A 23860-nucleotide genomic window follows, 5' to 3' on the forward strand; every position below is an offset into this window, starting at 1 on the left:
TGGGGTTGAATAACAGACAGTTGAAGTGAGTGGCTCATGGATTTAGGCATCGATCGACAGGCCCTTGTACCGGTGGTGCAGCAAATCGTCAGCGCGGTGGCGCAATGGATTCGCACGAGTGGGGCGAGCCCCGGGACGCGCTTGCCGTCCATCCGGCAATTGGCCCTCGACAACCTGCTCAGTCAATCCAGCGTCATCGAAGCCTTTGAGCGAATGGTGGCGCAGGGGGTGTTGGTGGCAAAACAGGGCGCGGGGTTTGTAGTGGCCCAGCCGCCGGTTTCCCTTGAAAGCCACTGGTATGAAGGCGCCGAGCTGGGCTGGGGCGCCTATGTCGATGGCCCGTTGGGCGAGTTGAAACTGGGTTGCGGCTGGCTGCCGGACGCCTGGCGCGAAAGCGATGACATTTGTTACGCCATACGCGAGGTCAGCCGCACCGACACCGCCGGGCTGTTCAACTACAGCACGCCGCTGGGGTTGCCGGCACTGCGTGAGCAACTGCTCAAGCGCCTGACGCAGATGAAAGTGCCCAGCAGTCTCGACTGTATCCTCACCACCCATGGCGCCAGCCATGCACAGGACCTGCTCATACGGACGTTGCTCAAGGCCGGCGATACGGTGGTGGTCGAGACGCCCGGGTATGCCAACCTCTACCGTCAGTTGGAGCGCCATGGCGTCACGCTGCTGCACGTCCCGCGCACGCTGGGCGGCCCGAATATCCCGGTGTTGGAGACGCTGCTGAAAAGCCATCGCCCCAAGTGCCTGTTCATCAACTGCCTGTATCACAACCCGACCGGCACCAGCCTGTGCCGCGTCGTGGCCGAGCGCCTGCTGCAATTGGCGAGCAGCGAAGACTTCCTGATTGTCGAAGAGGATGTCTACGGCGACTTGCAGCACGCCAGTTGCACAAGGCTGTCGGCGCTGCCCCATGACGGTCGGGTGATTTATATCTCGAGTTTCTCCAAGACCCTCAGCAGTGCCCTGCGCGTGGGGTATCTGAGCGCCAGCGCGGCGATTATTGCGCCAATGGTGACGCTCAAAACGCTGACAGGCATCGGCACGTCGAGGTTTGCCGAGGCGGTGCTGGCCACGCTGCTGGCCAATGGCACCTACCGGAAGTGGGTGCAGCGCCTGCGCAAGCGCTTGAACACACAAATGGCCGCGACCCTGCAGGTGCTGGAGGACGAGGAGTGGGAGGTGTTCGCCGTGCCCGCCGGGGGCCTGTTTGTGTGGGCCCGGCCCGGCAGGGGCGATCATTCACGCTTGCTGGCCTGCGCCCGACGGCTCGGTGTGTTGTTGTCGCCAGGGGCGCTGTTCAATCCCAAAGGCGAACACAGCGACTGGCTGCGCATCAACGTGGCCTATGCTGCTGACCAGCGGGCGCTGGCGTTGTTCCGTGCCATGGGGCCTGCCAGATCGACCTCGACCATTCTGAAAACGACGGGCATGTAGCTTTTTGCCATTATTGTGGCGCCAACGTCTTGTGCCGCTGGCTCGTCGTTGCGAATCTCGCTGCATGGAAACCGGGCTCGATGGCATCTGCCATTGCAAGAGGATTCAAGTGCAATGATTTCAGGCGTGCAACGACGTTTCGCCAACCTCGGTATGGCGAAGAAACTGGGCTTGGGTTTCGCTTTGGTGCTGCTGTTGACGGCGCTGGTGGCGGCCATTGGCGTGTGGTCCCTGCAAACCGTTGGCCAGCGTTTTGAAGGCCTCAAGGCCATGTCATCGCTCAACAGCGGCTTGCTCAAAGTGCGCCTGATCGAGCAGGACTACGCGCTGCACGCCGACCCCAAGTCTGTCGATGCCCTGCATGAAAGTGTCGATGCGCTGGCGGCGATGGCCGCCAGCCTCAAGGCTCGGTCAGCCACGAATGTGCCAGTGATGGGCGATGTCGAGCAGGCGTTGGCGGCGTATCGCAAGGCATTCGACGAGTTTGTCGAACTGACCCAGACCAAGGACCTGGCGCTGGAAATGGCCAGTTGGTCGGTGTCCAGTGTGGCCAATAACCTCGATGTGCTGCAGGCCGGCCTGGCCGACGATGGCGCCTATGGCCTCAAGGAAAGCCAGGGCAAGGACGGCGCCGAGTTTATCGAACAGGCCGGGCAGGTCAGCCAGGTCTCGCGGCTGATGTTGCAAGCCATGAATGAAGCGCACGTGCGCCTGGATCAGAGCCGCAAGGCCGATGCCGACAACGCCGAGCAAGGCAAGATCGAACAGGCTGACCAGGCTTTGGCGCAAGTCGAGCAGTTGAAAACCTCGGTCAAGGATGCGGGTTACCAGACCGTGCTCAATGAAGTCTCCGGGCATATCGCGGCATTCAGCGAAAAACTCGGCGAGTACACCGGGCTGCTGGCCCAGGAAAAAGTCGTCTACAAGCAGTTGCATGACCGCGCCGACCAAGTGGTCAGCCGGGTCAACCAGGCGTACGACGCCGAAGACCAGTCCATGCAGGCGCAATTGAAGAAAAGCGCGTTGTTGATCATCGGCTCCTCAGCCCTGGCGCTGCTGGTGGGCTTGATCGCGGCGTGGGTGATTACCCGGTTGATCGTGGCGCCGCTGCGCACGGTGATCGCCGTGGCCCAGCAGATTGCGTCCGGCGACCTGAGCGGGCGGATGGAAGTCAGCCGCCGCGATGAAATCGGCCAGTTGATGCAGGCGATGCAGCAGATGGGCAGCGGCCTGAGCCAGATGGTCAGCGGGCTGCAAGCGGGCATCGAACAATTGGCCAGTTCGGCGCATTCACTGTCCAGCGTCACTGAGCAGACCAATGTTGAGGTCAGCAGCCAGAAGGAAGAGACCGAACAGGTTGCCACGGCAATGAACCAGATGACTGCCACGGTGCACGACGTGGCGCGTAACGCCGAAGAGGCCGCGCAAGCCGCGCAGACCGCCGATGACAAGGTCGACAGCGGTCAGCAAGTGTTGCGCCAGAGCCTGCAACGGATTGAATTGCTCGCGTCCTCCAGCACCAGTGCCAGCGCGAGTATCGAAAGCCTGAGCGCGGAAATCCAGAATATCGGCACGGTACTGGGCGTGATCAAAAGCGTGGCCGAACAAACCAATTTGCTGGCCCTTAACGCCGCCATCGAAGCCGCCCGCGCCGGCGAGCAGGGCCGAGGGTTTGCAGTGGTGGCCGATGAAGTGCGGGCGTTGGCCAAGCGCACGCAGCAATCGACCGAGGAAATCGAGCGTCTGGTCAGTACGTTGCGCAGCGCGGCGCAGTCGTCGGTGCAGCAGATCCAGCAGAGCGGCGAGCTGGTGAAGTTGGCGGTCAGCGATGCGCTGGAAACGGAGAGCGCGTTGGGCAGCATTGCTGCGGCGGTGTCATTGATCCAGCAAATGAATCAGCAGATTGCCGCGGCAGCCGAGGAGCAAAGCTCGGTAGCCGAAGAGATCAATCGCAGCGTGACCAGCATTCGTGCGAGCGCCGATCAGTCGGCGTTGAGCATGCAGGGCAATGCCGCGTCGAGTATCCAGCTGGCGCAGTTGGGGGCGGAGCTCAAGGGCATGGTGGGGCACTTCCGCCTTTGATCGCAGCGGGTGAGCCGCGATCAAAGGGCAGGGCGCCGATCAGGCGTGGTTGGCGAGGAAGGTCAGCAGCGCTTCATTGACGAAGTCCGGGTTTTCCCGGGCCGAGATATGCCCCGCGTCGGGAATCAGCGTGAGGCTGCAGCCAATCAGTTCAGCCATTTCCTGTGATTCGGCGGGCGGCCGCGGTTTGTCCTGCTCGCCGCACATCACCAGCGTGGTGTCCGAGTCCAGGCGGGGCAACTGGTCCAGAATGTTCTCGCGGCTGAAGATCAGGCGGCCCAGTGGCACGATGCTGTTCAGCAGGCGCTCTTTGGGTAAGGCCTGCAACGCCTTGCGAAAATCCTGGTACAGGGCCGACTCGCGGTCGATGCCAGGGCGGAAGAAAATCGGTGCAACCACATCCAGCAACGGCTCGGGGATGGCGCCGGCGTCTTCGATCATCTTGAACAGCGAGAAGTAATACTGGCGCGTGGCGTCGGGCTCGGTGCCCAGGTAGGTGTCCATCAGCACCACGCTGTTGATGCGCGCCGGTGCCAGCAACGCCAGGCGCGCGCCCCACATGCCGCCGACCGACAGGCCGACCAGATTGATTTGCGCGATATCCAGCTGATCCAGCAGCGCCAGGGCCTGGCGCGCGAGGTCGTCGAGGGAGCGGGTTTGCGTCGGCAGCGGGCCGGACTCACCGTGGCCCCACAGTTCGGGCACGATCACGCGGTACTGTTGCGACAGGGCTTCAATTTGCGGGGCCCACATGTCGCGGTCCCACAGGTAACTTGAACCCAGCAGGACGACCGGGCCGGTGCCCTGGTCGACATAGTGCAGCGGTTGTCCATCAATCACGGCAACAGGCATAGCAGGCCTCTAACTTCACGGAGTGAGGGGCACTTTTTTACGCTAGTCGGGGGCGGGCGGATAGATGCAAAGTGATGGCATGTGGCGACCCGAGGCCGCCACATGGGGCAGGGGATCAGTCGTAGATGACTTTCTTCTTCCATTCGGCGTCGGCGTCGACGACTTTCAGGCCTTCGGTCAGTTCGTTGACTTCGTCTTCGGCCGGCTTGCTGTTGGTCAGCACCGTGGAGTTGGCGCGGGCCAGTTGCGATTCCAGCAGTTGCAGCTGTGCACTGTAGAGCACCGGCTCCGGCTGTTTGCGCAAATACTGCACGCCACGCTCGAACGCCAGGCGTGCCTGGCCAGGCTGGCCTTGTTGCAGGGCGTGCTGACCCAGGTTGTTGAAGAACTCAATGTGCAGCAACACCAGGATATGGCGAATTTCCTTGATCCAGTGCTTGGCTTCGTTGGTCGGCAAAAAACCGTCCTGGGCGGCACGGGTCACTTGACCGTGCAGCGCCTCGAGCAGGAAACGCACGTCCTTGGCCTTGGCTTCGGTCTGGATCGGCGCGGGCGGGTTGGCCACCGGGATCGATTCGCCCTGGCCGATCAGCGCGTTCAGCTCAGCGATCCGCGCCTTGAGCGGCGCGCTGGACTTTCTGAGGTTCAACAGGCGCTGGGTGACGTTGAGTTCCAGGCGAGTCAGCAACAGTTTGAGTTTCGGGGTCATCAACTGGCCGGGGAACGTTTCGGTGATCTCACCGCAACGACGCAGCCGATCGTTAAGCTCGATTTCGGTGCGCTGCTTTTCCAGTTTGTTGTTTTCCACCACGTGGTTCATGTAGCCAATGGCGATCAGTATTACGATCCCGGCTATTACCAGCAGGGTGATCATGAGTGGTGTCACCGGTGTGACCTCTTTATAGGGTTTGCTGTGGAGTGTAGTGACTGGGCCATCCGACGGATAGGATTGTTCGACCAGTTGCCCAGGTAGTTTCTTCTATATAGGTAAGCGTTCCCTGCGTGGATGCACATTGCCATCATTTGCCTGGGCGAACTATAGCGCCTTGTCGGGCGCCAGAATATAGGCGTCAAAGCCCGGACGGGCACAATGCCCGCAAAGGCCTGGAAAGCAGGGCGAAGTCATTGATTTAAATAAATTTATCCTTGGGGGTTGACGACCTTTCAATCCATCCATAGAATGCGCGCCACTTACAGCGTAAAGCACACAGCGAAACGCGGTAGGGAGTGAATGTTGTACGTGTGTCCCCTTCGTCTAGTGGCCTAGGACACCGCCCTTTCACGGCGGTAACAGGGGTTCGAGTCCCCTAGGGGACGCCATATGCGGGAATAGCTCAGTTGGTAGAGCACGACCTTGCCAAGGTCGGGGTCGCGAGTTCGAGTCTCGTTTCCCGCTCCAAATTTAAGCAGTGTGGCCTTCGGGCGACACTGAGTGAAACCAGGGCATAATCTTCGGATTTAATCTCTGGGCACTGAAATACACACCATGTGTTTCAGTAGCGTGTCCCCTTCGTCTAGTGGCCTAGGACACCGCCCTTTCACGGCGGTAACAGGGGTTCGAGTCCCCTAGGGGACGCCATTTGCGGGAATAGCTCAGTTGGTAGAGCACGACCTTGCCAAGGTCGGGGTCGCGAGTTCGAGTCTCGTTTCCCGCTCCATATTTAACGAAAACGCCGATCAGTGATGATCGGCGTTTTTGTTCGTGTCGCTTTTTTGCCTGCAAAACACACCACGCGTGTAGGCCATGTGCTGATGTGCGTAGGAATAGTCTGTAATCAATGTCGGGTAGCTGTGTACCTGTTCCGCTGTCTCTACTCTGGCCAGCCCATTTTCCTTGTTTACTTCAAAGGACTGTCCAGATGCTTCAGCTCGATTTCTATTCAACCCTGGTCGCTGCCTCCCTGGTGCTTTTATTGGGCCGTTGGCTGGTGGCCCGGATTGGCTTTCTACGTGCCTACAGCATTCCGGAGCCGGTAGCCGGCGGCCTGTTGGTTGCCGCTCTGCTGCTGGCGTTGCGTGCGCTGGCGGATGTCGAGGTTCGCTTCGACACATCCTTACAAACCCCATTGATGCTGGCGTTTTTCGCCACGATTGGCCTGAACGCAGATTTCGCCAGCCTGAAGCGAGGCGGGCGCGTGCTGGGTATTTTCCTGCTGGTCGTGACGGCCCTGTTGGTGGTGCAAAACGCCATGGGCATCGCGTTGGCCAAGGCGCTGGGGCTTGATCCATTGATGGGCTTGCTGGCGGGTTCCATCACCCTGTCGGGCGGGCACGGCACGGGCGCCGCATGGGGCGCGGTGTTCAGTGAGAAGTACGGTGTTGCCTCCGCGTCTGAGCTGGCAATCGCTTCGGCGACCTTTGGTTTGGTGCTCGGGGGCTTGATTGGTGGCCCGGTCGCGCGCTTGTTGATCAAGCGCGTCCAGGTGCCTGGCGTTGAACACTCGCAGCCGCGGCGGCCCAAAGGCTTTGAGCGCCCCGATCAGGAACGCATGATCACCTCGTTTTCCTTTATCGAAACCCTGGCCCTGTTGGCGATCAGCCTGCAGGTTGGCACGTGCCTGAATGGTGTTATCCAGGGCACCGCCTTCGAGTTGCCCACCTTTGTCTGCGTGCTGTTTGTCGGCGTAGTGCTGCGCAATGGCTTGTCGGCGCTGGGTTGGCATCAGGTGTTTGAGCGCGAAGTGTCGCTGCTGGGTAACGTCAGCCTGTCGTTGTTCCTCGCGATTGCCCTGATGTCGCTCAAGCTCTGGGACCTGGCGGCGCTGGCGTTGCCGATCGTCATCCTGCTGGCTGCACAGGCGCTGTTAATGGCCCTTTTCGCGATTTTCGTAACGTTTCGGGTGATGGGCAGCAACTACGATGCGGCGGTGCTGGCGGCCGGGCATTGCGGTTTCGGATTGGGCGCGACACCCACCGCCATTGCCAATATGCAGGCGGTGACACAACGCTTCGGCCCCTCGCAGATTGCCTTTCTGGTGGTGCCGATGGTGGGGGCGTTTTTCATCGACATCACCAATGCGGTGGTAATCAAGCTGTTCCTCGCGCTGCCGTTTCTCGGCACGGCGGGCTGAGGGCCGCGCCTTCAGCTCACCGCGTAGACGTCCTGTTTTGGCATGAAGAAACGCGCAAAGAGTTCGGACTGGGACTTGATGTTCAGCTTGGTGTAAATGTTGCGCCGGTGCACTTTCACCGTTTCTGTCGACAGGGACAGTTTGCCGGCGATTTCTTTGTTGGAGAACCCGCTCAACAGCAACTTGAGCACGTCCTTTTCACGCGTTGTGATCTGGCTGCCCAGTTGAACAATTGCCTGCGACCAGGGCGGTGTCTCATTGAGGTTTTTTTCAACGTCGATCTCAAAGCACATACGCTGGTGCATCAATGCCAGCACCCAAGGCTTGATGATATCCAGTGTGGTGATCTGTTCCGGGCTGTAGCGCACGTTACTGCCAAATGAAATACACAGCGTCCTGTCCTCATCGAGCTGAACGTTGTACTGCACCTCATCCACCGAGACGTACTGGGCGAAATACTGATGGTAATACTCGGTGGTCAGAAAGTGCTCCGGCGCTATGTCTGACAGGTGAAAAAAGCCACTCTGCGGGTTTTCCCGGTTGGCGATGTAGAACGGGTCCAGCAGGTACAGCCCTTTGAGGTAGCGCTGAGTCAGGGCATCCACGTCCTCGGCATCGGCCACTTCAGTAAAGCTGATGACGTTGACTTGTTGGTCGCTGAAAACCAGGACAACCCAGTTGTCGATCTGCACATATTCATTCAACACGCGAACCAGCGAGCTCCAGAAAGCCGGGCGATTGAGCTCCATGATCAACTTGCCGGCCGATCGGTGCCAGGCCAGGTTATGAAGGTCGAGTGACATGTTCTACCCCTTTAGGGTTAGGCGTTCATAGGCGCGAGCTAAGTACTTGTAGGTATTTACTATTCGACGACGCCGGGTATATTCACCTCCCAGCGGATGCAGGCCATGAAGGCCTGTCGTTTTTGACAAGGATAGTTATATGAGTCAATCACATTTGCGAGCCATTTTTTTGGCCTCGCTTGTCTGTGCGGGTATCAGCGCGCCCGCAGCGGCGGCGCAACCTCAGGTGAATCTGTACAACTGGTTCGGGTTGATCGCGCCAGAGACGCCCAAGGAATTCGAGCAAAAAACCGGCGCGCGCATGCACGTGGATGCCTTCGACAGCGCCGAGATCATGCAGAGCAAAGTCATGGCCGGGCGCACGGGCTATGACGTGGTTGTCGCCACCTCCAATGTCCTGCCCGGCCTGATCAAGGCAGGCGTGCTTGCACCGCTGGACCGCAATCAACTGAGCAACTTCTCCCATATCGACCCAGAGATGTTGGCGCTGCTTTCGGTGAATGATCCGGGCAACCGCTACGCCGTGCCTTACCTGTGGGGCACCACCGGGATTGGCTATGACGTTGATAAAGTCAAAGCCGCGCTGGGTGACAACGCCCCGGTGGACAGCTGGGACCTGATCTTTAAAGAAGAAAACATCAGCAAGCTCAAGTCCTGCGGCGTGGCGATGCTCGACTCGCCCAGCGAGGTCATTTCGATCGCGTTGAATTACCTCGGCCTGCCGAGCAACAGCCAGAACCCTGAGGATTACCAGAAAGCCCAGGCGCTGCTGTTGAAAATCCGTCCCTATATCCTCTACTTCGACTCATCCAGAACCGACGCCGACTTTGCCGATGGCAATATTTGTGTGGTCGTGAGCTGGGCGAGCGGGGCGCTGACGGCGCAGGCCATCAATGAGAAAAACAACACCGGGCGCGAAATTGCCTACAGCCTGCCGCGAGAGGGTGGGTTGGTGTGGTCGGAAAACTTTGTGCTGCTCAAAGATGCGCCCCATGCCAAGGAAGGTCTGGCGTTCATCAATTACATGCTTGAACCGCAAGTGATTGCCAAGAGCTCGAACCACACGCTTTACCCGAACGCTAACAAGGACGCCACTGAGTTCGTCGAGCAGAAGCTGCGCGACAACCCGTGGATTTATCCTGACAAGCATACGGTTGCCACCCTTGTTCCGCTTGAACCACTACCGTTGAAGTTGGAACGAATCCGCACGCGCGTGTGGACCAAGGTCAAGAGCGGTACGTAACCCCGCTGGGTCTTCATCTTTATTGGCGGAGGGCTTACATGGCTATTTGCAAAAAAACCAAAGCCGACACTTATCAATTAGTGACGCTGATAAAGATGGTTGAGGCCTATGAGGCGCAAAGCACCCACGGCCTTACGTCACTGGGTAATCAAGAACAACTGCTGAACCGCATCGAGGCATTGCTCCATAAACATGATGGGGAGTCGCTCGACGAAAGTCGATCAGCGCCGGCGTATGCACGGGGTCATAACGTCCCAGCGTTATCCGTCGGCAGACCAAGGGGCTGTCGCAGCGTTTTCAGGGAGGAGAAAAATCATGCGCCAAGCGGCTGACCCATACGTTTTGAAGCCGGACGAATACCAGGCTTACAAGGACATCGAAGAACAGATCGGCCATTGCACGCCCGAGCAAGCCTGGGCGATGTATTACGTCTCGAGCGGGATGGTGCGCGAGTTCATCACGCTGGCGGTGATGGAGCATATCGGTCGCGGCAATCGGGCGCTGTTGCTCGAGTTTCCCGACCTTGCCCGGCTTCAAAACAGCGGCCATGGCGCGCTCTAGGTGGTGTTGATGCGTGCATGTGATCAACGCCTGCTCATCACCTTTGCCAACCGCAGTGTGGCTTCCCGGATCTCATCCCGATCAAGCGAGGCGAACCCCAGGCGCAGGGCATTTTCCGGCACATTCAGCGGTGAAAACTGACGCGCACTGCGCACCACCACGCCCTGGCCCGGGCTGCGGCGAGCAACTGATCGACGTCGGTTTCATCCTGGAAGCGAACCCAGAGGGCCAGGCCGCCTTCTGGCTCGCGCACCTGGATTCGATCGCCGAATGCGCTGTGCAAACAGCTGTGCAGCACCTCTCGACGCGCCACGTATTCTTTCGAAACACGGCGCAGGTGCTTCTTCAATTCCCCCTGATTGATCAGGTCCGCGAGCATTTTTTGTGCAACCGCGTCGGTGTCGCCTACCACCAGTGCTGCGCTGTTCTGCAGCACCTCAATCACGCTGGCCGGAGCCACCACATAACTGCAACGAAACGTCGACCCCAACGCCTTGGATAGCGAGCCGATGTAGATCACATGGCGTTGCGCGCCATCACTGGCCAGCGGCAAATAGGGCCGCCCGTTGAAGTGATATTCGTGGTCGTAGTCTTCTTCGATCACGCAGAAATTGTGCTGCGCCGCCAACGCCAGCAGGTGTTGCCGACGGGCCGCATGCAGGCTCACCGTGGTGGGAAACTGGTGGTGCGGCGTGAGGTAAATCATCCTTACATCATGTGCGTGACATAACTGCTCGATGTGGTCCGTGCGACAGCCTTCATCGTCCATATCGACGGTGATCAAATGCGCGCCGAGCTTGCGGAAAATTTCCCATGCCGGCGGGTAACTCAGGCGTTCCACCAACACCACATCACCGGGTTTGATCAGCAGGCTGGCCGTCAGGTACAGCGACACCTGTGTGCCGGGCGTGAGGCAGATATTCTCGGCGCTGACTGTCAACCCGCGATTGTTGCGCAGCATCTCTGCCAGCGCGCAACGCAATTCATAGCCGGTGCCTTCGCTGCCGTAGCGCACCGAGTTGGACGCAAAACTGCTGCGCAGGGCATTGCGGTAATAGCGGTGTAAAACGGCCTGGGGCAGCAAGCGGTGGTCGCAGGCACCGTTATCGAAAAACAGTGCGTCATGCCGATGCTGCAGCGCGATGACTTGGGCATTCTGCTCGAAATACGGCACCACTGGCTGCGCCAGCAGTGGTGGCGCAAAGGAGTGCTGCGCGCGGCTGGACGCGGGCGTTGGCGCCAATTGCGCATTGACGAACGTGCCCCGGCGCGGCTCGCTGATCAGCCAGCCTTTGGTCGATGCTTCCTCGTAAGCCAGGATCACCGTCTTGCGGTTGACGTCGAGTATCTGCGCCATTTCCCGTGTGCCCGGCAGCAGCGTGCCGGGCGGCAGCCGTCCTTCGAGGATGGCCTGCACCAGGCCTTCGGCAATCTTGCGATAGGACGCCTGGGGCGTGCGCTCGTCGAGCTTGAGCAGCGGGCGCCATTTACGCATCTGGACCATGTGAAGTATCCAAAACTGGAGGTTTTAATGGGCCTAGTCTAGCGCAACAATCAAGCCTCACTGACCCCCGAGGTGCTTATGAACACACGCCATGTCATCGAACTCGCCCCCTCGGGGAAAACTTTTGAAGCCGGAGATGAGCTGTTGCTGGACGCGATGCTCGCCAGCGGCCTGTCTGTGCCGTTCTCGTGCCGGCGCGGCGCCTGTGGTTCGTGCAAGGTGGTGGTCACGCAAGGCCACTACCGCGCCAAGCAGCTGGCGCCGGGCGCACCCGCGCCGTGCTACCCGCTGGCAGCGAATGAAATGCTCTTGTGCCAAAGCCACGCCTGCGCCGACATGCGCCTGGAGATTCCCGGTTGGTCGCTGGACACACCTGCGCTGGTGGTCGAGGCGACGGTGCTGAGCAAGCGTGCCCTGAGCCCCGACATTATTGAGTTGGTGGTGATGCCGGACAGGCCGTTGGCCGTGCGGCCGGGCCAGTACCTCAAGTTCCGCCTGGTCGATGGCGACTCGCGCTGTTTCTCGATCGCCAACCTGCCGGCCGACGGCGATGGGCGCCTGGTGTTTCAGATTCGTCGGGTGCGCGGCGGGCTTTTTTCCGAGACCCTCCTGGACAGCCTTGAGGCTGGCGATCTGTTGGCACTGGAGGGGCCTTTTGGCGCCTGCACCTGGCAGGACGATGACGATGCGCCTGTGGTGCTGTTCGCCACAGGCACCGGCTACGCGGGTATCAAACCAATCCTGCTGAGCGCGTTGAAGCAGGATGTGGAGGTGACGTTTTACTGGGGCGGCGCGCAGGCGGCAGACTTTTACGACCGCGTATTTCTGGATCAGGCGGTCATCGACCACCCGCGTTTTCACTGGCACCCGGTATTGGCGGCGCAGGGCAGGGTGCAGGAAGTGGCGCTCAGCCATGGGCACCGTTGGGAGTCGGCTCAGGTGTATGCCTGCGGTAACGGCGGCATGATCAGCCAGGCGCGTGCCGATTGCCTGGACGCGGGTTTGCCGAGCCATCGTTTTGTCGCCGAAGCGTTTGTACCCACTGGCCAGTCGAGCGCCGACACGCTGCTCAATGGACTGGATGAAACCTGGGAAAAAGTCGGCCCTCGGTACTCGCTGGACGGCATGCTCGCCGCGCGTGAAAAAACCATCCGCGCCCTGGCAGCGATTGCCAGCCAGCTCAAAGTCGGCATGACCACCGGGGAGGCCCTCGACATGGCCGCCGAGCAATTGCAGGCCATGGGCGCCTCCCACACCTGGCACCCGACGTACATTCGTTTTGGCGACGACACGGTTCGCCCGCCCAGGGAAGGCATTGACCCACTGCGCACGCTGCGTGCCACCGATATCGTGGTGGTCGACCTCGGCCCGGTGTGGGACGGCTACGAGGGCGACTATGGCGACACCTTCGTCTTCGGCGAGTCAGCGCTGCACCGCGATTGCTTCAAGGTCTTGCATGAAGTGTTCGATGAAACCCGCGAGGCCTGGATGCGCGGCATGACCGGCTGTGAGCTCTATGACTTTGCCGAGGAACGGGCCGTTTCCAAGGGCTGGCGGTTGTCGCGCAACCTGGCCGGCCACCGTATTGCGGATTTCCCCCACGCCTTGTTCGGCAACCAGGAATTGGCCGCGCTTGAGATCACGCCGAGTGAAATGGTGTGGGTGCTGGAGATCCAGCTCTGCCACCCCACCGAGCCGGTCGGTGGGTTCTTTGAAGATATCCTGATGCTTGAGGCTTGAAGGGCTACAGCGCAGCCCGCCATGGCCGCAGCCTGGGCATGCCCGAGAGCAACCGCCGGGTGGAGGCGCAAGGCTCGGTGCGTAGCGAACTGAAGGTGCCGGCGAACAAGCCTTTTGCCATGAACTTCCAGAGTGAGGGCTATGTGTCTGGCGGCAATGCCTATAGCTGCAGGCAAAGCTTTCACTTCACCCCCAAGGGCGGGGAGGATTACGAGCTGATCCTGCTGGACGGTGGCCAGTGCCTGATTGCGTTGCAGCGCCTGAACCCGACGGGCAAACCGGAGAACGTGCCGGTGGAGAAGGCCAAGCTGTGCAATGCGATGGATATGTTTTAGGCCGCAAGCCCGACCTGTTTAACCACAACGCCGATCAATCTTGATCGGCGTTGTGGTGTTTACCTTCGCGTATCAGAGCTTCGGCAGTTGCCCTACACGGCCCATCATTTCCGTGACGATCTGCAGGTCCAGCAAGAACTGCTCGACGGTCTTGAACTCACCGTCGGTGTGCCCGGTGTACTTCACGTCCGGCTTCGCCAGGCCGAATTGCACGCCATTGGGCAGTTCGTGTACAGAGGTAGCGCCGGCCGACGTGCCGAACTTGTGCTCCATGCCGAGGTTTTCGCTGGCCACCGCCAACAGGGCTTTGACCCACTCACCTTCAGGGTTGCGGTACATCGGCTCGGCCACCGAGTAGGTGACGTTCATCGCCACGTTGGTGTGCTTGTCCCAGGCGCTGATTTTCTCTTCGATTTCTGTCTTGAGCACCTCCGGCGATTTGCCTTTGGGGATGCGCAGGTTCACCGCCAGCTTGAAGGCTTTGTCATCCTGGCCGACAAACGTCAGCGAGGTGGTCAATGGCCCCATGAACGCGTCGGAGAAGCCCACACCCAACTTACCGCCCAGGTAATCCAGGCCCCAGTTGTCAGCCGCATAGTGTGCAGCGTCGGTGATGTGGTTGTGCTTCAGCGCGATCTTGCCGTCAATGCTGTGGATCAGCTCCAGCATGCGTGCGACCGGGTTGACGCCCGCTTCCGGCTCGGAGGAGTGAGCCGACACACCGGTGAGCGTCAACTTGACCTCTTTGCCGACCACCTTGGCCGTTACGTCGAAATTGCCGCCATTTTGCTTGACGTAGTCAGCACCGGCTTTTTGCAGGCTGGCGGCCAGTTCAGCAGGCTTGTCGCTGAGCAGGGTGGCGACCGAGGCCGACGGAATCTGGTTGGTGGCCATGCCGCCGGTCATCGAGATAATTTCCGCGCCTTTGCCAGTGCCTTTGCGCACCGGGAAGCTCGCCATGACGGTGCCGTAGCCTTTCTCGGCAATCACGACCGGGTAGCCGCCATCCAGCGCCAGGTTGTATTGCGGCACCGGGTTGTGTTCGAAGTAATAGGGGATCGCGTCGCCCATGGTTTCTTCAGTGGTGTCCACCAACAGCTTGAAGTTGCGCGCCAGCGGCAGCTTCTCTTCCTTGATCACCTTCATGGCATACAGGGCGACCACGATGCCGTTTTTGTCATCCTCGGTGCCGCGGCCATACATGCGATCGCCAATCAGCGTGACCTTGAACGGGTCGAGCTTGGTACCGTCCTTGAGCACCCAGTTTTCCGGGGTCACCGGCACCACGTCGGCGTGGGCGTGAATGCCGACGACTTCATCGCCGCTGCCTTCCAGCGAAATTTCGTACACGCGGTTGTCGATGTTGCGGAAGTTCAGGTTGAAGGCTTTGGCCAGGCTCTGGATCTTGTCGGCGATCTTGAGGAACTCCGGGTTCTTGTACTGCGGCAGGCCGTCGACGTTGAAGGTCGGAATTTCGACCAGCTCGCGCAGGGTTTCGAGCGCGGCTTTGCCGTATTTAACGCGGGTGTAAATACCCAGCAGGCGGTTGATTTCGTTCTGCTGGTCGGCGGTCAGGGTTTTGTTGGCCAGGAAGGCGTCGATGGCCGGGCCGACGTCATCGGTTTTCGCCAGGTCGCTCTTGGCCAGAGTGCCGAGGAAACCACGGAAATCGGTGGCTGGGGTTTCGCTGAAATGTTTGATAATGGTCGCGCTTTGTTCAGCGCTGATGTTGGCGAATGCGGGTGTGGAAATGGCCGAGAAGCTGGCCGCGAACAGGGTGGCAGCCACCAGTTTTTTCAGTGGGAAGTGCATGACTAGAGGCATTCCTTTGCAAAAGAGGAGTGGGGAAATTTCTGATCGAAATGTCAGAAACAATTTCACACACTACCATCACCAAGGAGTGGTAGGGGAGACCCGGATGAGGGAAATGTCCTACCTCGGTAGTTGAGCCACCAGGCATCAAACGTGGGAGCGGGCTTGTCCGCGAAGGCTGTGTGTCAGCCAGCGTCTATGTTGACTGACACGCCGCTATCGCGGGCAAGCCCGCTCCCACATTGTTTTTTTGCGTAGGAAAAACCGAGTTCAGCTCACGGCTTGCCAGGATGCGGCTCCGAGTACTGCGCCGCTACAGCCAGTGCCTTGGCATACGGCCCATCCCACAATTGCGCATGCATCACCACTTCCAATTTGAGCCACAAAAATTCAAATGTGGGAGCGGGCTTGCCCGCGAAGGCGGTGTGTCAGCCAGCGTCTATGTTGACTGACACGCCGCTATCGCGGGCAAGCCCGCTCCCACATTGTTTTTTTGCGTAGGGAGAACCGAGTTCAGCTCACGGCTTGCCAGGATGCGGGTCCGGGTACTGCGCCGCGACATCCAGTGCCTTGGCATACGGGCCATCCCACAATTGCGCATGCAGCTCGCCCACCCGCTTGGCCATCGATGCGTCATGCATCACCACTTCCAGGTTGCGCGAGTTATCCAGGTACCCGCCCAGCCAGTTGCTGGTGCCGATCCATGCTACTTGCCCGTCAATTTCCATGGTCTTGCTGTGGATCACTCGCGCGTAAGGGATAAACCCTTGCTTGGCCTGCGGCAGGGTGACGATTTTGACCTCTACGTTGGGCAGCACGGCCAGGCTTTTGAGGTAGGGCAGTTCCAGCGAGTCGGTGTTCCAGTTGGACACCATCAGCTTGATTGACACCCCACGCGCGGCGGCGGCGCGCACGGCGTTGTCGATCACCGCGTAGTAGGGGCGGGTTCGGTCCGGCCCGTAGGACAGCGGCGCGTAGTCGAGCAGTTGCACGCGCACTTCTTTCTTGGCCTCGCTCAACAGGCGCGGCAGTTCCAGCTGTGAATCGCCTACGCCGGGCGGGTTGTAGCGTTGCGGGCTGGCCACCAGATAGTTGCCGGTGCGTGCCGGCTCCTCGCCCGCAGCCGGCAGCGGCACGGCTTGCTTATCTGCAAGCGCGGCCTGGGCCTGCCAGTCCTGATTGAAGATCGCCTGCACTTGGTTGACCACGGTGGCATCACTGATGCGCAAGCCGGTCTCGTGGATATGTTCCAGCGAACGCCAGTCGAAATTCTGGCTGCCGATAAACGCCTGCTTGCCGTCCACCACCATGTACTTGGCGTGGATAATCCCGCCGCTCAGTTGCCCGTACGAGAGCACGCGAAAGGTCAGGTTAGGAATCGCGCGCAGGCGTTCCAGGGTAGAAGCCTCCGACAGCCGAAGGCCTTTTTCCTCAAGCAAAAAGCGAATCTTCACACCACGTTTACCAGCGGCTTCCAGGTGCTCAATCACCTTGTCCATCACCGAGCCGGGATGGTCGGCGGCGTAGAACTGACCGATATCAATGCTGTTTTTTGCGCCATCAAACAACGCGATCCACACCGGCCCCGGCTGGCGCAAATCGGCCGTGCCCAGCGTGGTATCCACCGGCACGGTATGCACCAGTTCAAAGCCTGGAATTGAAAAGTCCGCCTGGGCCAGCGGACTGAGGAGCAAGCCAGCGAGGCCTGCGATACGCAACTTTATCGATAGGGACATACACGTCTCACCGGACAAAAAGAATGGCGGGCGCATTGCGCGCCCGCCCAATGGTCACGCCGTGCGGCTGTGCAGTGGCGTGGGCACCAGGTGCGGCACTTCATTGTGTACGCGGGCACCGGTGGCGGCGCGGATCAGCAGGATTTTCAGCTGGTCGTTGATGCGCTCCAGGCTGTCCTGGAAGAAGTTGTGGAACACCACGCAGAACAGCGCGATGGCGATGCCCAAGCCGGTGGCGAACAACGCCGTCCCGATGCCACCGGAGATCTGGCCTGGGTCGGACACGCCGGCACTGGCCAGCGCCTTGAAGGTGTCGATGATGCCCAGGATGGTGCCCAACAGGCCGAGCAGCGGCGCGGCGGTGGTGATGGTCTCGATGATCCACAGGCTGCGCGACAGCGGCGCGCGGGTCTTCAGGTACTGGGTTTCGATCTCGTCGTCCAGGTCCTTGCGCGAACCCTGAGAAGCCTTTTGCGCCAGCACCGGCAGCACCATGTTCAGTGGCAGGCTGTCGCGACGGGTCAGGCTTTGCGGCAAGTCGCGCTCGCTGTGCACATTGGCGCCCAGCACCTCGGTCAAGGCCCGCGCCTGGCGGCGCACGTAGGCGAAGTAAATGCCGCGTTCGATGGTGATGAAAATCGCAATCGCCATGGCGGCGTACATCACATAAAAGGTGATGTCGTGAAGCAGGTTCATGTCCATGATCTATAGCCTCGCAGTTAGAAATTCGCTTCCAGGGAAACAGTGACTGTACGGTCCAGGCCAACGATGTAGGCCGGGTCGCCATCGCGGAAACCGCTGTAGTTCGCCGCGTTGGTTTTGGTGGTGTACACGCCGTCCAGGTACTTCTTGTCGAACAGGTTGTCGACGTTCAGGCGCAGGGTCGCGTCCTTGACGACTTTCTTGTCCACGGGCAGGTAGATACCGGCGCCGAGGTTGAAAATGGTGCGCGCAGAGATGGCTTCGTCGTTGGTCAGGTCGCCATAAAGTTTGCTGGTGAACTTGCCGCCGAAGGTGCCGTAGAAGCGCCCGTCGTCATAGCCGATGTTGGCCGCCAGCATGTTGGTCGGCACGTTGGCGAACTGCTTGCCGCTGGTGGGCAGCACGATGGGTCTGCCGGCGCTGAAGACAGTCAGGTCGTCCTGCTGCTTGGAGCTGGTGTAGGTGTAGGAGGTGTAGTAATTGAAGTTGTGCGCCAGCTTGCCGCTCCACTCCAGTTCCAGGCCTTTGTTGATCACGGTGCCGGCGTTGATGTCGGCCGAATCCCCGTTGCTGTCCAGGGACGTGAGCTGGCGGTTCTTGAACTGCATGTAGAACAAGGTGGCGGCGAGGGTCATGTCTTCGCCGGTGTAGCGCCAGCCCAGTTCCTGGTTCCAGCTCAGTTCCGGCTTGGAGTCCAGCGAGCCGACGCCTTTGTCGTACAGCACGTAGTTCTGCGGAATCCGCATGTTGCGCGACAGGCTGTAGAACAGCTGATCACGCTCGTCGAGCTGGTATTTCAGGCCGGCATTGGGCAGCAATTTGTTGTAGGTCTGGTCAGCTTTGCCCGGTTGCTCGGTGAGGCTGCCGTGGTTGGTGCCTTCGCGCTCGACATTCATGTAGGCAAGGCCGGCGATCAGGGTCCAGTCCGAATTGATGTACCAGGTGTCCTGGGCCCAGACTTTTTGCGCCGGCGTCACGGTGTAGCGGTCGCGGCCCTGTACGGTATTGCCGTTGGCATCGACCACCGAGTCGCCATCCGGCCAGGTGTCGCTCGGCTTGCCGCTGTTTTTGAGGGCAATGAACGGCTGGGTCTGGCTTTGGCGCGCGCGTTCGTACCAGTAGCCGAATTGCAGGCTGTGATCACCCAGGTCCCAGTTGAGTTTGGTGGTGATGCCAGGGCGCCAGGTCTGTGTGCGCGAAGGGCGGTAGTAGACGCCCGTGGTGGACGAACCGTCGGCGTTGTACTGGGCCTGCGTTGGCAGGTTGCCGAGGTCGAAAACGCCGCCCTTGTTCGAGCCGCTGTTGAGCGCATAAGCGGAGGAGCCCACGCCGCTGCCGTTGCCGTAGTAGTAATACGGGATCACCGACAGCGCCAGGTTGTCGCTCAGCTTGTACTGGGTGTTGAGCACGGCGGTAAAGGTCTGGAACGGGTTCTGCGCCAGGTCGTAGTAGCTGCTGATCTTGCCGTTGGCGCCCAGCGCCGGCTTGGCCGGGTACGGGTCATATTTGCGGCCGAACTGCTGGAACTGCGCCTTGGTCAGCTGGCTGTAACTGTTGTTGTCCTGCTCGTGGTACTTGAGGATCAGGTTGGCGGTGTTGCCGTTGCCGGCGTCGAAGAAACTGTTCCACTCCACCTTGTCCGCCCGCACGGCGCCCGAGCCACGCCACATCTGGCCTTCGGTGTGCGAGGCCGACAGCCAGTTGCTCAGGCCGTTGACCTCACCGGTGTTGAGGCGCGCAAAGGTCTTGCGCGTGGCATTGCTGCCCACCACTTGTTTGACGAAGGCCCCGGTTTCCTTGGTCGGGCGGATGGTCACAATGCCGATGTTGCCACCGCTGGAACCGATATGCGGGCCGTCGGCTTCCGACGAGCCTTGGGTGACGAAGATCTGGTCGATGTTTTCCGGATCGCCCAGCAGGTTGGAATACAGCGCGTAGTTGCCGGAGTCGTTGATCGGCATGCCATCGACCGACATGCCGACCTGGTCGGAGTTCATGCCGCGCATGGTGAAGCGAAAGCCCGACAGACCGGTGTTGTCCTCACTGGAAATGTTCAGGCCCGGCGTGTACTTGAGCTTGTCGATGGCGTTGCCGGTGGCGGTTTGCTTGTCCAGCGCTTCCTTGGTGATGGTCGAGCGGCCCTTGGCGCTCTCTTCCTGGACCATGTAACCGCCCCCCGCGGTTGCCTTGCCCCCCTGTATTCCAATCGTGCCGACGTCACTGTCATTGGTATCGGCCATGACCACTGCGTGGCTCATGCTAGTCGCGGCAACGAGTGCCAGATGAATACGGGTGAACCTCATCACTGTCGTCCTGGTGTCGGGTGCTTATTGCACGCTGTAGTTGAAGGTGGCGGTGAAGCGTTGCTCGTTACGTCCACCGAAGGCTTGTTCGGGGAACGGCTTGACCTGCTTGATGCGACGCAGGCTATTGGTAGCGGCTCGGTTGAGCAGCATGCTCGGCGCCGGGGTCTGGATTCCGGCATCGAGCACGCGGCCTTGTCGGTCCACCATCAACCAGACCACCACCTCGCCACTGGGGCGTTCGAGAGACGCCTGGCGCCCGGTGGGGTATTGCTTATACGTGTCCAGCTCGTTGCGCAGGCCTTTGAGGTAGCCGCCTTCCAGTGCCTGGCCATCTACTTTGGGCGGCGCCGGCGGGGCAGGTGGCGCAGGTGTCGGCGCAACGGCGGCCTGTACCGGCTTGGCAGCGACCGGCGCCACTGGCGCTGGCGTCGGTGTCGGTTTGGCGGCGACCACCGGCTTGGGTTTGGGCACCGGCTTGGGTTTGGGTTCAGGTTTTGGCAAGGGTTTGGGCGGTGGTGGCGGCGGGGCCGGTTCGGCCTCTTCATCCTCAATCACCGGCGGCGGTGGCTCCTGCTCCACCACGGGCTCGGGGACCACTTCGGGCTCGGGCTCGACCAGGGCAAGTTCAACCGCCGACTCGTCATACTGCGGCTGGATTTTCAGGGGTTGGGACTGGATACCCAGTGCAATCAGCACCAGGGCGATCAGGGCCGGGACACTGCCCAGCAGCCGACGCGCACGAAACAGGGCATACATGATCAGGACTTACGCGTGGCGATGGACACGGAGGTAAAGCCACCCAGGCGCAGGGTGTCCATGACTTCCACCAGGCGCGCAACTTCCACGCCTTTGTCGCTGTTGACGATGATGGTCGACTTGGTATCGGGCTTTTCAGCGGCTTTCAGCGCAGGGACCAGGGCGTCGACCGTGAGGTCCTTGCCGTCGAGTTGCAGCTGGCCTTGCAGGCCCAGGGTGAGGATGAATTTGTTCTGCGGCTTGAGTTGCTGCGAGCTGCTGGCGCTGGGCAGTTGAGTCTTCATGCCGAGTGCCGGAATCACGTTCAAACTCACCAGTACGAAAAACACCAGGAGGAACATCATCACGTCGATCATCGGGATCAGCTCGATGTGCGCCTTGCGTTTCTTGGGTTCATCCCAGGTTCTCATTCTGTTGCCCCGTCATTGAATTAGGGGCGACACGCTAACAACCAAAAATGACCGAATGGTTAACTTTAATTGACGTTTTGAAGGCTCTAGGACGAGTCTTTCAGGCGTTTTGCCTTGCGGTTTCATGACGTAATGAAACTGACACGAAGGGCGTACATTCTGAAAGAATTTACCTTGAGGGCTGCCCCGTATGCTGACTGCACTGCCTCAAATATCCACACCACGACTTCTATTGCAGGCGCTGGAAATGAGCCAGGCCGAGATACTTTTCAGCCTCGTCAACGAGCCCACCATTGCCGACAACACCGCGAACATTCCGTCGCCCTACACCTTGGAAGTCGCGCAGACGTTTATCGCGCAGATGCAGGAAAAATACCGTGCGGGCGGACTGCTGGGCCTGGGCATGCACCTGCGCGAAACCGGTGAATTGATCGGCATGGTCAGCCTGCGGATCAACGCCCGTCATCACTATGGTCACCTTGGCTACTGGGTGGCGGCCCATCGTCGCAACGCGGGCTACGCCGCAGAAGCGGCGCGTGCAGTGATGGACTTCGGCTTCACCGAACTGGGGTTGCAGCGCGTCGGCAGCCAGTGTTTTGGTCGCAACCAGGAATCGGCGCGGGTCATGCAGAAAATCGGCTTGTGCTACGAGGGCTGCATGCGCGAAGCGTTTCTCAAAAATGGCGTGTATGAGGACTTGCTGGGATTCGCCAGCGTGCGTGACGACTGGGAGCGTGCGTTGTGAAGGGCGGCGTGGACGCTGATCGGCGCCGCGTACTGAGCGGGCTGGCGGTTGCCACCGCGTTTTCGATCTTAAGCCCATTTGCGCGCAGTGCCGGGGTTGATTACCCGTTCACCCTCGGCGTGGCCTCCGGCGACCCGTTGCCCGATGGCTTTGTGATCTGGACGCGCCTGGCGCCGCTGTTCAATGCTGCGGACGGGCGCGGCGGGTTGAGCCGCGCCGTGCCGGTGCGTTGGCGCGTGGCCAGTGATGCGGCGATGACGCGTATCGTCAAGCAAGGCGATGTCATGGCGACTGAGCGGTTTGCCCATTCGGTGCATGTCGAGGTTGCCGGGTTGGAAGCGGGCAGGCCGTATTGGTATCAGTTCGACGGCCTCGGCGCACAGAGCCCGGTGGGCCAGGCACGTACCGCGCCGCCGCTGCACGCCATGGCGGCGGCCACCGTGGGGTTTGTCTCCTGCTCGCACTGGGAGCGTGGCTACTTCAGTGCCTACCGTCACCTGGCGGCGGAGCAACCCGATCTGGTGTTTTTTCTCGGCGATTACATCTACGACAGCTCGTATGCAGCGGACTCAGGCAAGATCATCCGCCCGCACGGCAGCGGCAATGCCGTGAGCCTGAGTGACTACCGCAACCGCTACGCGCTGTATAAAACCGACCCGGACCTGCAGGCTTTGCACGCGGCAGCACCCAGCGTGGCCACGTGGGACGACCATGAGGTGCAGAATGACTACGCCAACCGCTGGTCCCAGGACCCGAAGATTCCGGTTGAGCAGTTTTTAAGGCAACGGGCGGTGGCGTACCAGGCGTTTTACGAACATATGCCACTGCGTGTCAGCAGTGTGCCGAAAGGGCCGGACATGCGCATTTACCGGCGCCTCGATTATGGTCGGCTGGCGCGTTTTCATGTGCTTGATGGCCGTCAATACCGCTCCGAGCAGCCGTGTATTCAGGCTAACGGCAGTCACCAGGGGCATATCGCCGCCAACACCTGCAAGGACCTGCGCGACCCCGGCCGCACGATGCTTGGCTGGCAACAGGAAGCCTGGCTCGACCAGGGTTTTGCCCAGTCGAAAGCGCAGTGGAATGTGATCGCCCAGGACTTGCTGGTGGCGCCGCTGATCCAGCGTGACCTGACCAGCCATCAGGTCGGGCATTGGACCGATGGCTGGGACGGCTACATGGCCAACCGCTCACGCATGCTGGCGTCCATCACGCGCAATCAGGTCAAGAACCCGGTGTTCTGGGGCGGTGATATCCATTCGTTCTGGACCACCGACCTGCATGCCGACGGCAACAATCCGGACTCGCCCATCGTTGCCACCGAATTTGTCGGCAGCTCGGTGACCTCCGACGGCCCGCCCTTTGACGCCTTCAGCCAGATCTTGCCGCTCAATCCGCACGTGAAGTTCTTCGACAGTCGCCAGCGTGGGTACGTGTCGGTGAAGCTTGAGGCGTCGAAGATGCTGACGAACTTCCGGGTGATCACTGACCCACGTGACCCGGCGGCGACGGTGTCGACGCTCAAGTCGTTTGTGGTGGAGCCGGGGAGGGCGGGGGCGATTGCGGTTTGATGCACAGTGGGGGGCGTGCAGGTTGGGTGTGGCGAGCGGGCTTGGTGTGGCGAGCGGGCTTGCCCCGCGTTGGGCTGCGAAGCAGCCCCCAAAACCTGACAATTACCTCTTTCTGAAAAAATGCGGTGACTGTATTGGGGCCGCTTCGCGCCCCAACGCGGGGCAAGCCCGCTCGCCACAGG

At 60.4% G+C, this 23860-nt stretch carries 19 protein-coding genes, 4 tRNA genes and 2 pseudogenes; 15 read left to right on the forward strand and 10 right to left on the reverse strand.

Going from position 1 to position 23860, the window contains the following annotated elements; genetic code table 11:
- Positions 1–36: 36 nt before the first annotated feature.
- The 3 genes and pseudogenes from AB5I78_RS09625 (at position 37) to AB5I78_RS09635 (ending at position 3531) form a co-directional block, all read left to right on the forward strand.
- Entirely contained in the window at positions 37–1449 is a 1413-nt protein-coding gene (locus AB5I78_RS09625) for a PLP-dependent aminotransferase family protein (RefSeq protein WP_369303423.1), read from the forward strand.
- A 996-nt stretch (positions 1450–2445) separates the two neighbouring features.
- A pseudogene (locus tag AB5I78_RS09630) lies at positions 2446–2670 on the forward strand (HAMP domain-containing protein); the annotation flags it as partial.
- Between the two features lie 18 nt (positions 2671–2688).
- On the forward strand, positions 2689–3531 hold the full coding sequence (locus AB5I78_RS09635) for a methyl-accepting chemotaxis protein (protein ID WP_370004739.1): 843 nt from the start codon (positions 2689–2691) through the stop codon (positions 3529–3531).
- Between the two features lie 39 nt (positions 3532–3570).
- On the opposite strand, the gene AB5I78_RS09640 is transcribed toward AB5I78_RS09635, so the two are convergent.
- Both AB5I78_RS09640 and AB5I78_RS09645 read right to left on the reverse strand, forming a co-directional pair.
- Complete coding sequence (locus tag AB5I78_RS09640; RefSeq protein ID WP_369303421.1) at positions 3571–4383, reverse strand: alpha/beta fold hydrolase; 813 nt, start codon at positions 4381–4383, stop codon at positions 3571–3573.
- A 115-nt stretch (positions 4384–4498) separates the two neighbouring features.
- Complete coding sequence (locus tag AB5I78_RS09645) at positions 4499–5269, reverse strand: hypothetical protein (protein ID WP_370004417.1); 771 nt, start codon at positions 5267–5269, stop codon at positions 4499–4501.
- Between the two features lie 358 nt (positions 5270–5627).
- Here AB5I78_RS09645 and AB5I78_RS09650 point away from each other — a divergent pair.
- The 5 genes from AB5I78_RS09650 (at position 5628) to gltS (ending at position 7454) form a co-directional block, all read left to right on the forward strand.
- Positions 5628–5703: transfer RNA gene (locus AB5I78_RS09650), tRNA-Glu, on the forward strand.
- Positions 5704–5706: 3 nt separating this feature from the next.
- Positions 5707–5782 (forward strand) — tRNA-Gly (locus tag AB5I78_RS09655).
- A gap of 104 nt (positions 5783–5886) precedes the next feature.
- Positions 5887–5962: transfer RNA gene (locus AB5I78_RS09660), tRNA-Glu, on the forward strand.
- Between the two features lie 3 nt (positions 5963–5965).
- Positions 5966–6041: transfer RNA gene (locus AB5I78_RS09665), tRNA-Gly, on the forward strand.
- A 201-nt stretch (positions 6042–6242) separates the two neighbouring features.
- A complete protein-coding gene (gltS, locus tag AB5I78_RS09670) occupies positions 6243–7454 on the forward strand; it encodes a sodium/glutamate symporter (protein ID WP_369303420.1) in 1212 nt (403 codons plus the stop codon).
- A gap of 11 nt (positions 7455–7465) precedes the next feature.
- Here gltS and AB5I78_RS09675 read toward each other — a convergent pair whose 3' ends face one another.
- Positions 7466–8257 (reverse strand): LuxR C-terminal-related transcriptional regulator, encoded by a 792-nt coding sequence (locus tag AB5I78_RS09675; protein WP_369303419.1) that lies wholly within the window; start codon positions 8255–8257, stop codon positions 7466–7468.
- A gap of 139 nt (positions 8258–8396) precedes the next feature.
- Here AB5I78_RS09675 and AB5I78_RS09680 point away from each other — a divergent pair, with 139 nt between their 5' ends.
- From AB5I78_RS09680 to AB5I78_RS09690, 3 genes are read left to right on the forward strand one after another with little or no spacing between them, the layout of a single operon-like run.
- Positions 8397–9500 carry a polyamine ABC transporter substrate-binding protein gene (locus tag AB5I78_RS09680; RefSeq protein ID WP_369303418.1) on the forward strand — a complete coding sequence of 368 codons (1104 nt, stop codon included), beginning with the start codon at positions 8397–8399 and terminating at the stop codon, positions 9498–9500.
- Positions 9501–9538: 38 nt separating this feature from the next.
- Entirely contained in the window at positions 9539–9832 is a 294-nt protein-coding gene (locus tag AB5I78_RS09685; RefSeq protein ID WP_370004420.1) for a hypothetical protein, read from the forward strand.
- A complete protein-coding gene (locus AB5I78_RS09690) occupies positions 9816–10061 on the forward strand; it encodes a hypothetical protein (protein WP_145166078.1) in 246 nt (81 codons plus the stop codon). Before AB5I78_RS09685 ends, AB5I78_RS09690 begins: the two co-directional genes overlap by 17 nt.
- 23 nt (positions 10062–10084) lie before the next feature.
- Here the strand turns inward: AB5I78_RS09690 and AB5I78_RS09695 are convergent.
- A pseudogene (locus AB5I78_RS09695) lies at positions 10085–11565 on the reverse strand (PLP-dependent aminotransferase family protein).
- 78 nt (positions 11566–11643) lie between these two features.
- Between AB5I78_RS09695 and AB5I78_RS09700 the strand changes: the two are divergent.
- The gene (locus tag AB5I78_RS09700; protein ID WP_369303415.1) at positions 11644–13305 is read left to right on the forward strand and encodes a M24 family metallopeptidase; all 1662 of its coding nucleotides are present in this window, start codon (positions 11644–11646) and stop codon (positions 13303–13305) included.
- Positions 13302–13640, forward strand: coding sequence for a hypothetical protein (locus AB5I78_RS09705; RefSeq protein ID WP_369303414.1), 339 nt, complete (start codon positions 13302–13304; stop codon positions 13638–13640). The genes AB5I78_RS09700 and AB5I78_RS09705 overlap by 4 nt, the downstream gene beginning before the upstream one ends.
- A gap of 72 nt (positions 13641–13712) precedes the next feature.
- Here the strand turns inward: AB5I78_RS09705 and AB5I78_RS09710 are convergent, their stop codons facing one another.
- The 6 genes from AB5I78_RS09710 to AB5I78_RS09735 all read right to left on the reverse strand — a co-directional run bounded on the left by AB5I78_RS09710 (position 13713) and on the right by AB5I78_RS09735 (position 21362).
- Complete coding sequence (locus AB5I78_RS09710) at positions 13713–15452, reverse strand: dipeptidase (protein ID WP_369303413.1); 1740 nt, start codon at positions 15450–15452, stop codon at positions 13713–13715.
- A gap of 518 nt (positions 15453–15970) precedes the next feature.
- The gene (locus AB5I78_RS09715) at positions 15971–17188 is read right to left on the reverse strand and encodes a phospholipase D-like domain-containing protein (protein WP_369303412.1); all 1218 of its coding nucleotides are present in this window, start codon (positions 17186–17188) and stop codon (positions 15971–15973) included.
- Between the two features lie 54 nt (positions 17189–17242).
- On the reverse strand, positions 17243–17890 hold the full coding sequence (locus tag AB5I78_RS09720) for a MotA/TolQ/ExbB proton channel family protein (protein WP_145166071.1): 648 nt from the start codon (positions 17888–17890) through the stop codon (positions 17243–17245).
- A gap of 17 nt (positions 17891–17907) precedes the next feature.
- Positions 17908–20193, reverse strand: coding sequence for a TonB-dependent receptor (locus AB5I78_RS09725; RefSeq protein WP_369303411.1), 2286 nt, complete (start codon positions 20191–20193; stop codon positions 17908–17910).
- A gap of 24 nt (positions 20194–20217) precedes the next feature.
- Positions 20218–20952, reverse strand: a complete 735-nt coding sequence (locus AB5I78_RS09730) for an energy transducer TonB (RefSeq protein WP_119735549.1) — start codon at positions 20950–20952, stop codon at positions 20218–20220.
- A gap of 2 nt (positions 20953–20954) precedes the next feature.
- Positions 20955–21362, reverse strand: a complete 408-nt coding sequence (locus tag AB5I78_RS09735; protein ID WP_145166068.1) for a biopolymer transporter ExbD — start codon at positions 21360–21362, stop codon at positions 20955–20957.
- A gap of 190 nt (positions 21363–21552) precedes the next feature.
- On the opposite strand from AB5I78_RS09735, the gene AB5I78_RS09740 reads away from it, so the two are divergent.
- Together AB5I78_RS09740 and AB5I78_RS09745 are read left to right on the forward strand one after the other, a co-directional pair.
- Positions 21553–22107 carry a GNAT family N-acetyltransferase gene (locus tag AB5I78_RS09740; protein ID WP_369303410.1) on the forward strand — a complete coding sequence of 185 codons (555 nt, stop codon included), beginning with the start codon at positions 21553–21555 and terminating at the stop codon, positions 22105–22107.
- On the forward strand, positions 22104–23678 hold the full coding sequence (locus tag AB5I78_RS09745; protein ID WP_369303409.1) for an alkaline phosphatase: 1575 nt from the start codon (positions 22104–22106) through the stop codon (positions 23676–23678). The genes AB5I78_RS09740 and AB5I78_RS09745 overlap by 4 nt, the downstream gene beginning before the upstream one ends.
- Positions 23679–23860 lie beyond the last annotated feature (182 nt).

This window comes from Pseudomonas sp. N2-3-1-14, assembly GCF_041228395.1.
Classification (GTDB): domain Bacteria; phylum Pseudomonadota; class Gammaproteobacteria; order Pseudomonadales; family Pseudomonadaceae; genus Aquipseudomonas.

Excerpts from the sequence above, each read along its gene's own strand:
- AB5I78_RS09635 (WP_370004739.1), top strand. The coding sequence starts at position 2,689 with ATGGTCAGCGGGCTGCAAGCGGGCATCGAACAATTGGCCAGTTCGGCG.
- AB5I78_RS09740 (WP_369303410.1), top strand. The coding sequence starts at position 21,553 with ATGCTGACTGCACTGCCTCAAATATCCACACCACGACTTCTATTGCAG.
- AB5I78_RS09700 (WP_369303415.1), top strand. The coding sequence starts at position 11,644 with ATGAACACACGCCATGTCATCGAACTCGCCCCCTCGGGGAAAACTTTT.
- gltS (WP_369303420.1), top strand. The coding sequence starts at position 6,243 with ATGCTTCAGCTCGATTTCTATTCAACCCTGGTCGCTGCCTCCCTGGTG.
- AB5I78_RS09625 (WP_369303423.1), top strand. The coding sequence starts at position 37 with ATGGATTTAGGCATCGATCGACAGGCCCTTGTACCGGTGGTGCAGCAA.
- AB5I78_RS09725 (WP_369303411.1), bottom strand. The coding sequence starts at position 20,193 with ATGAGGTTCACCCGTATTCATCTGGCACTCGTTGCCGCGACTAGCATG.
- AB5I78_RS09675 (WP_369303419.1), bottom strand. The coding sequence starts at position 8,257 with ATGTCACTCGACCTTCATAACCTGGCCTGGCACCGATCGGCCGGCAAG.
- AB5I78_RS09735 (WP_145166068.1), bottom strand. The coding sequence starts at position 21,362 with ATGAGAACCTGGGATGAACCCAAGAAACGCAAGGCGCACATCGAGCTG.
- AB5I78_RS09720 (WP_145166071.1), bottom strand. The coding sequence starts at position 17,890 with ATGGACATGAACCTGCTTCACGACATCACCTTTTATGTGATGTACGCC.
- AB5I78_RS09640 (WP_369303421.1), bottom strand. The coding sequence starts at position 4,383 with ATGCCTGTTGCCGTGATTGATGGACAACCGCTGCACTATGTCGACCAG.
- AB5I78_RS09680 (WP_369303418.1), top strand. The coding sequence starts at position 8,397 with ATGAGTCAATCACATTTGCGAGCCATTTTTTTGGCCTCGCTTGTCTGT.
- AB5I78_RS09710 (WP_369303413.1), bottom strand. The coding sequence starts at position 15,452 with ATGCACTTCCCACTGAAAAAACTGGTGGCTGCCACCCTGTTCGCGGCC.
- AB5I78_RS09685 (WP_370004420.1), top strand. The coding sequence starts at position 9,539 with ATGGCTATTTGCAAAAAAACCAAAGCCGACACTTATCAATTAGTGACG.
- AB5I78_RS09730 (WP_119735549.1), bottom strand. The coding sequence starts at position 20,952 with ATGTATGCCCTGTTTCGTGCGCGTCGGCTGCTGGGCAGTGTCCCGGCC.
- AB5I78_RS09715 (WP_369303412.1), bottom strand. The coding sequence starts at position 17,188 with ATGTCCCTATCGATAAAGTTGCGTATCGCAGGCCTCGCTGGCTTGCTC.
- AB5I78_RS09690 (WP_145166078.1), top strand. The coding sequence starts at position 9,816 with ATGCGCCAAGCGGCTGACCCATACGTTTTGAAGCCGGACGAATACCAG.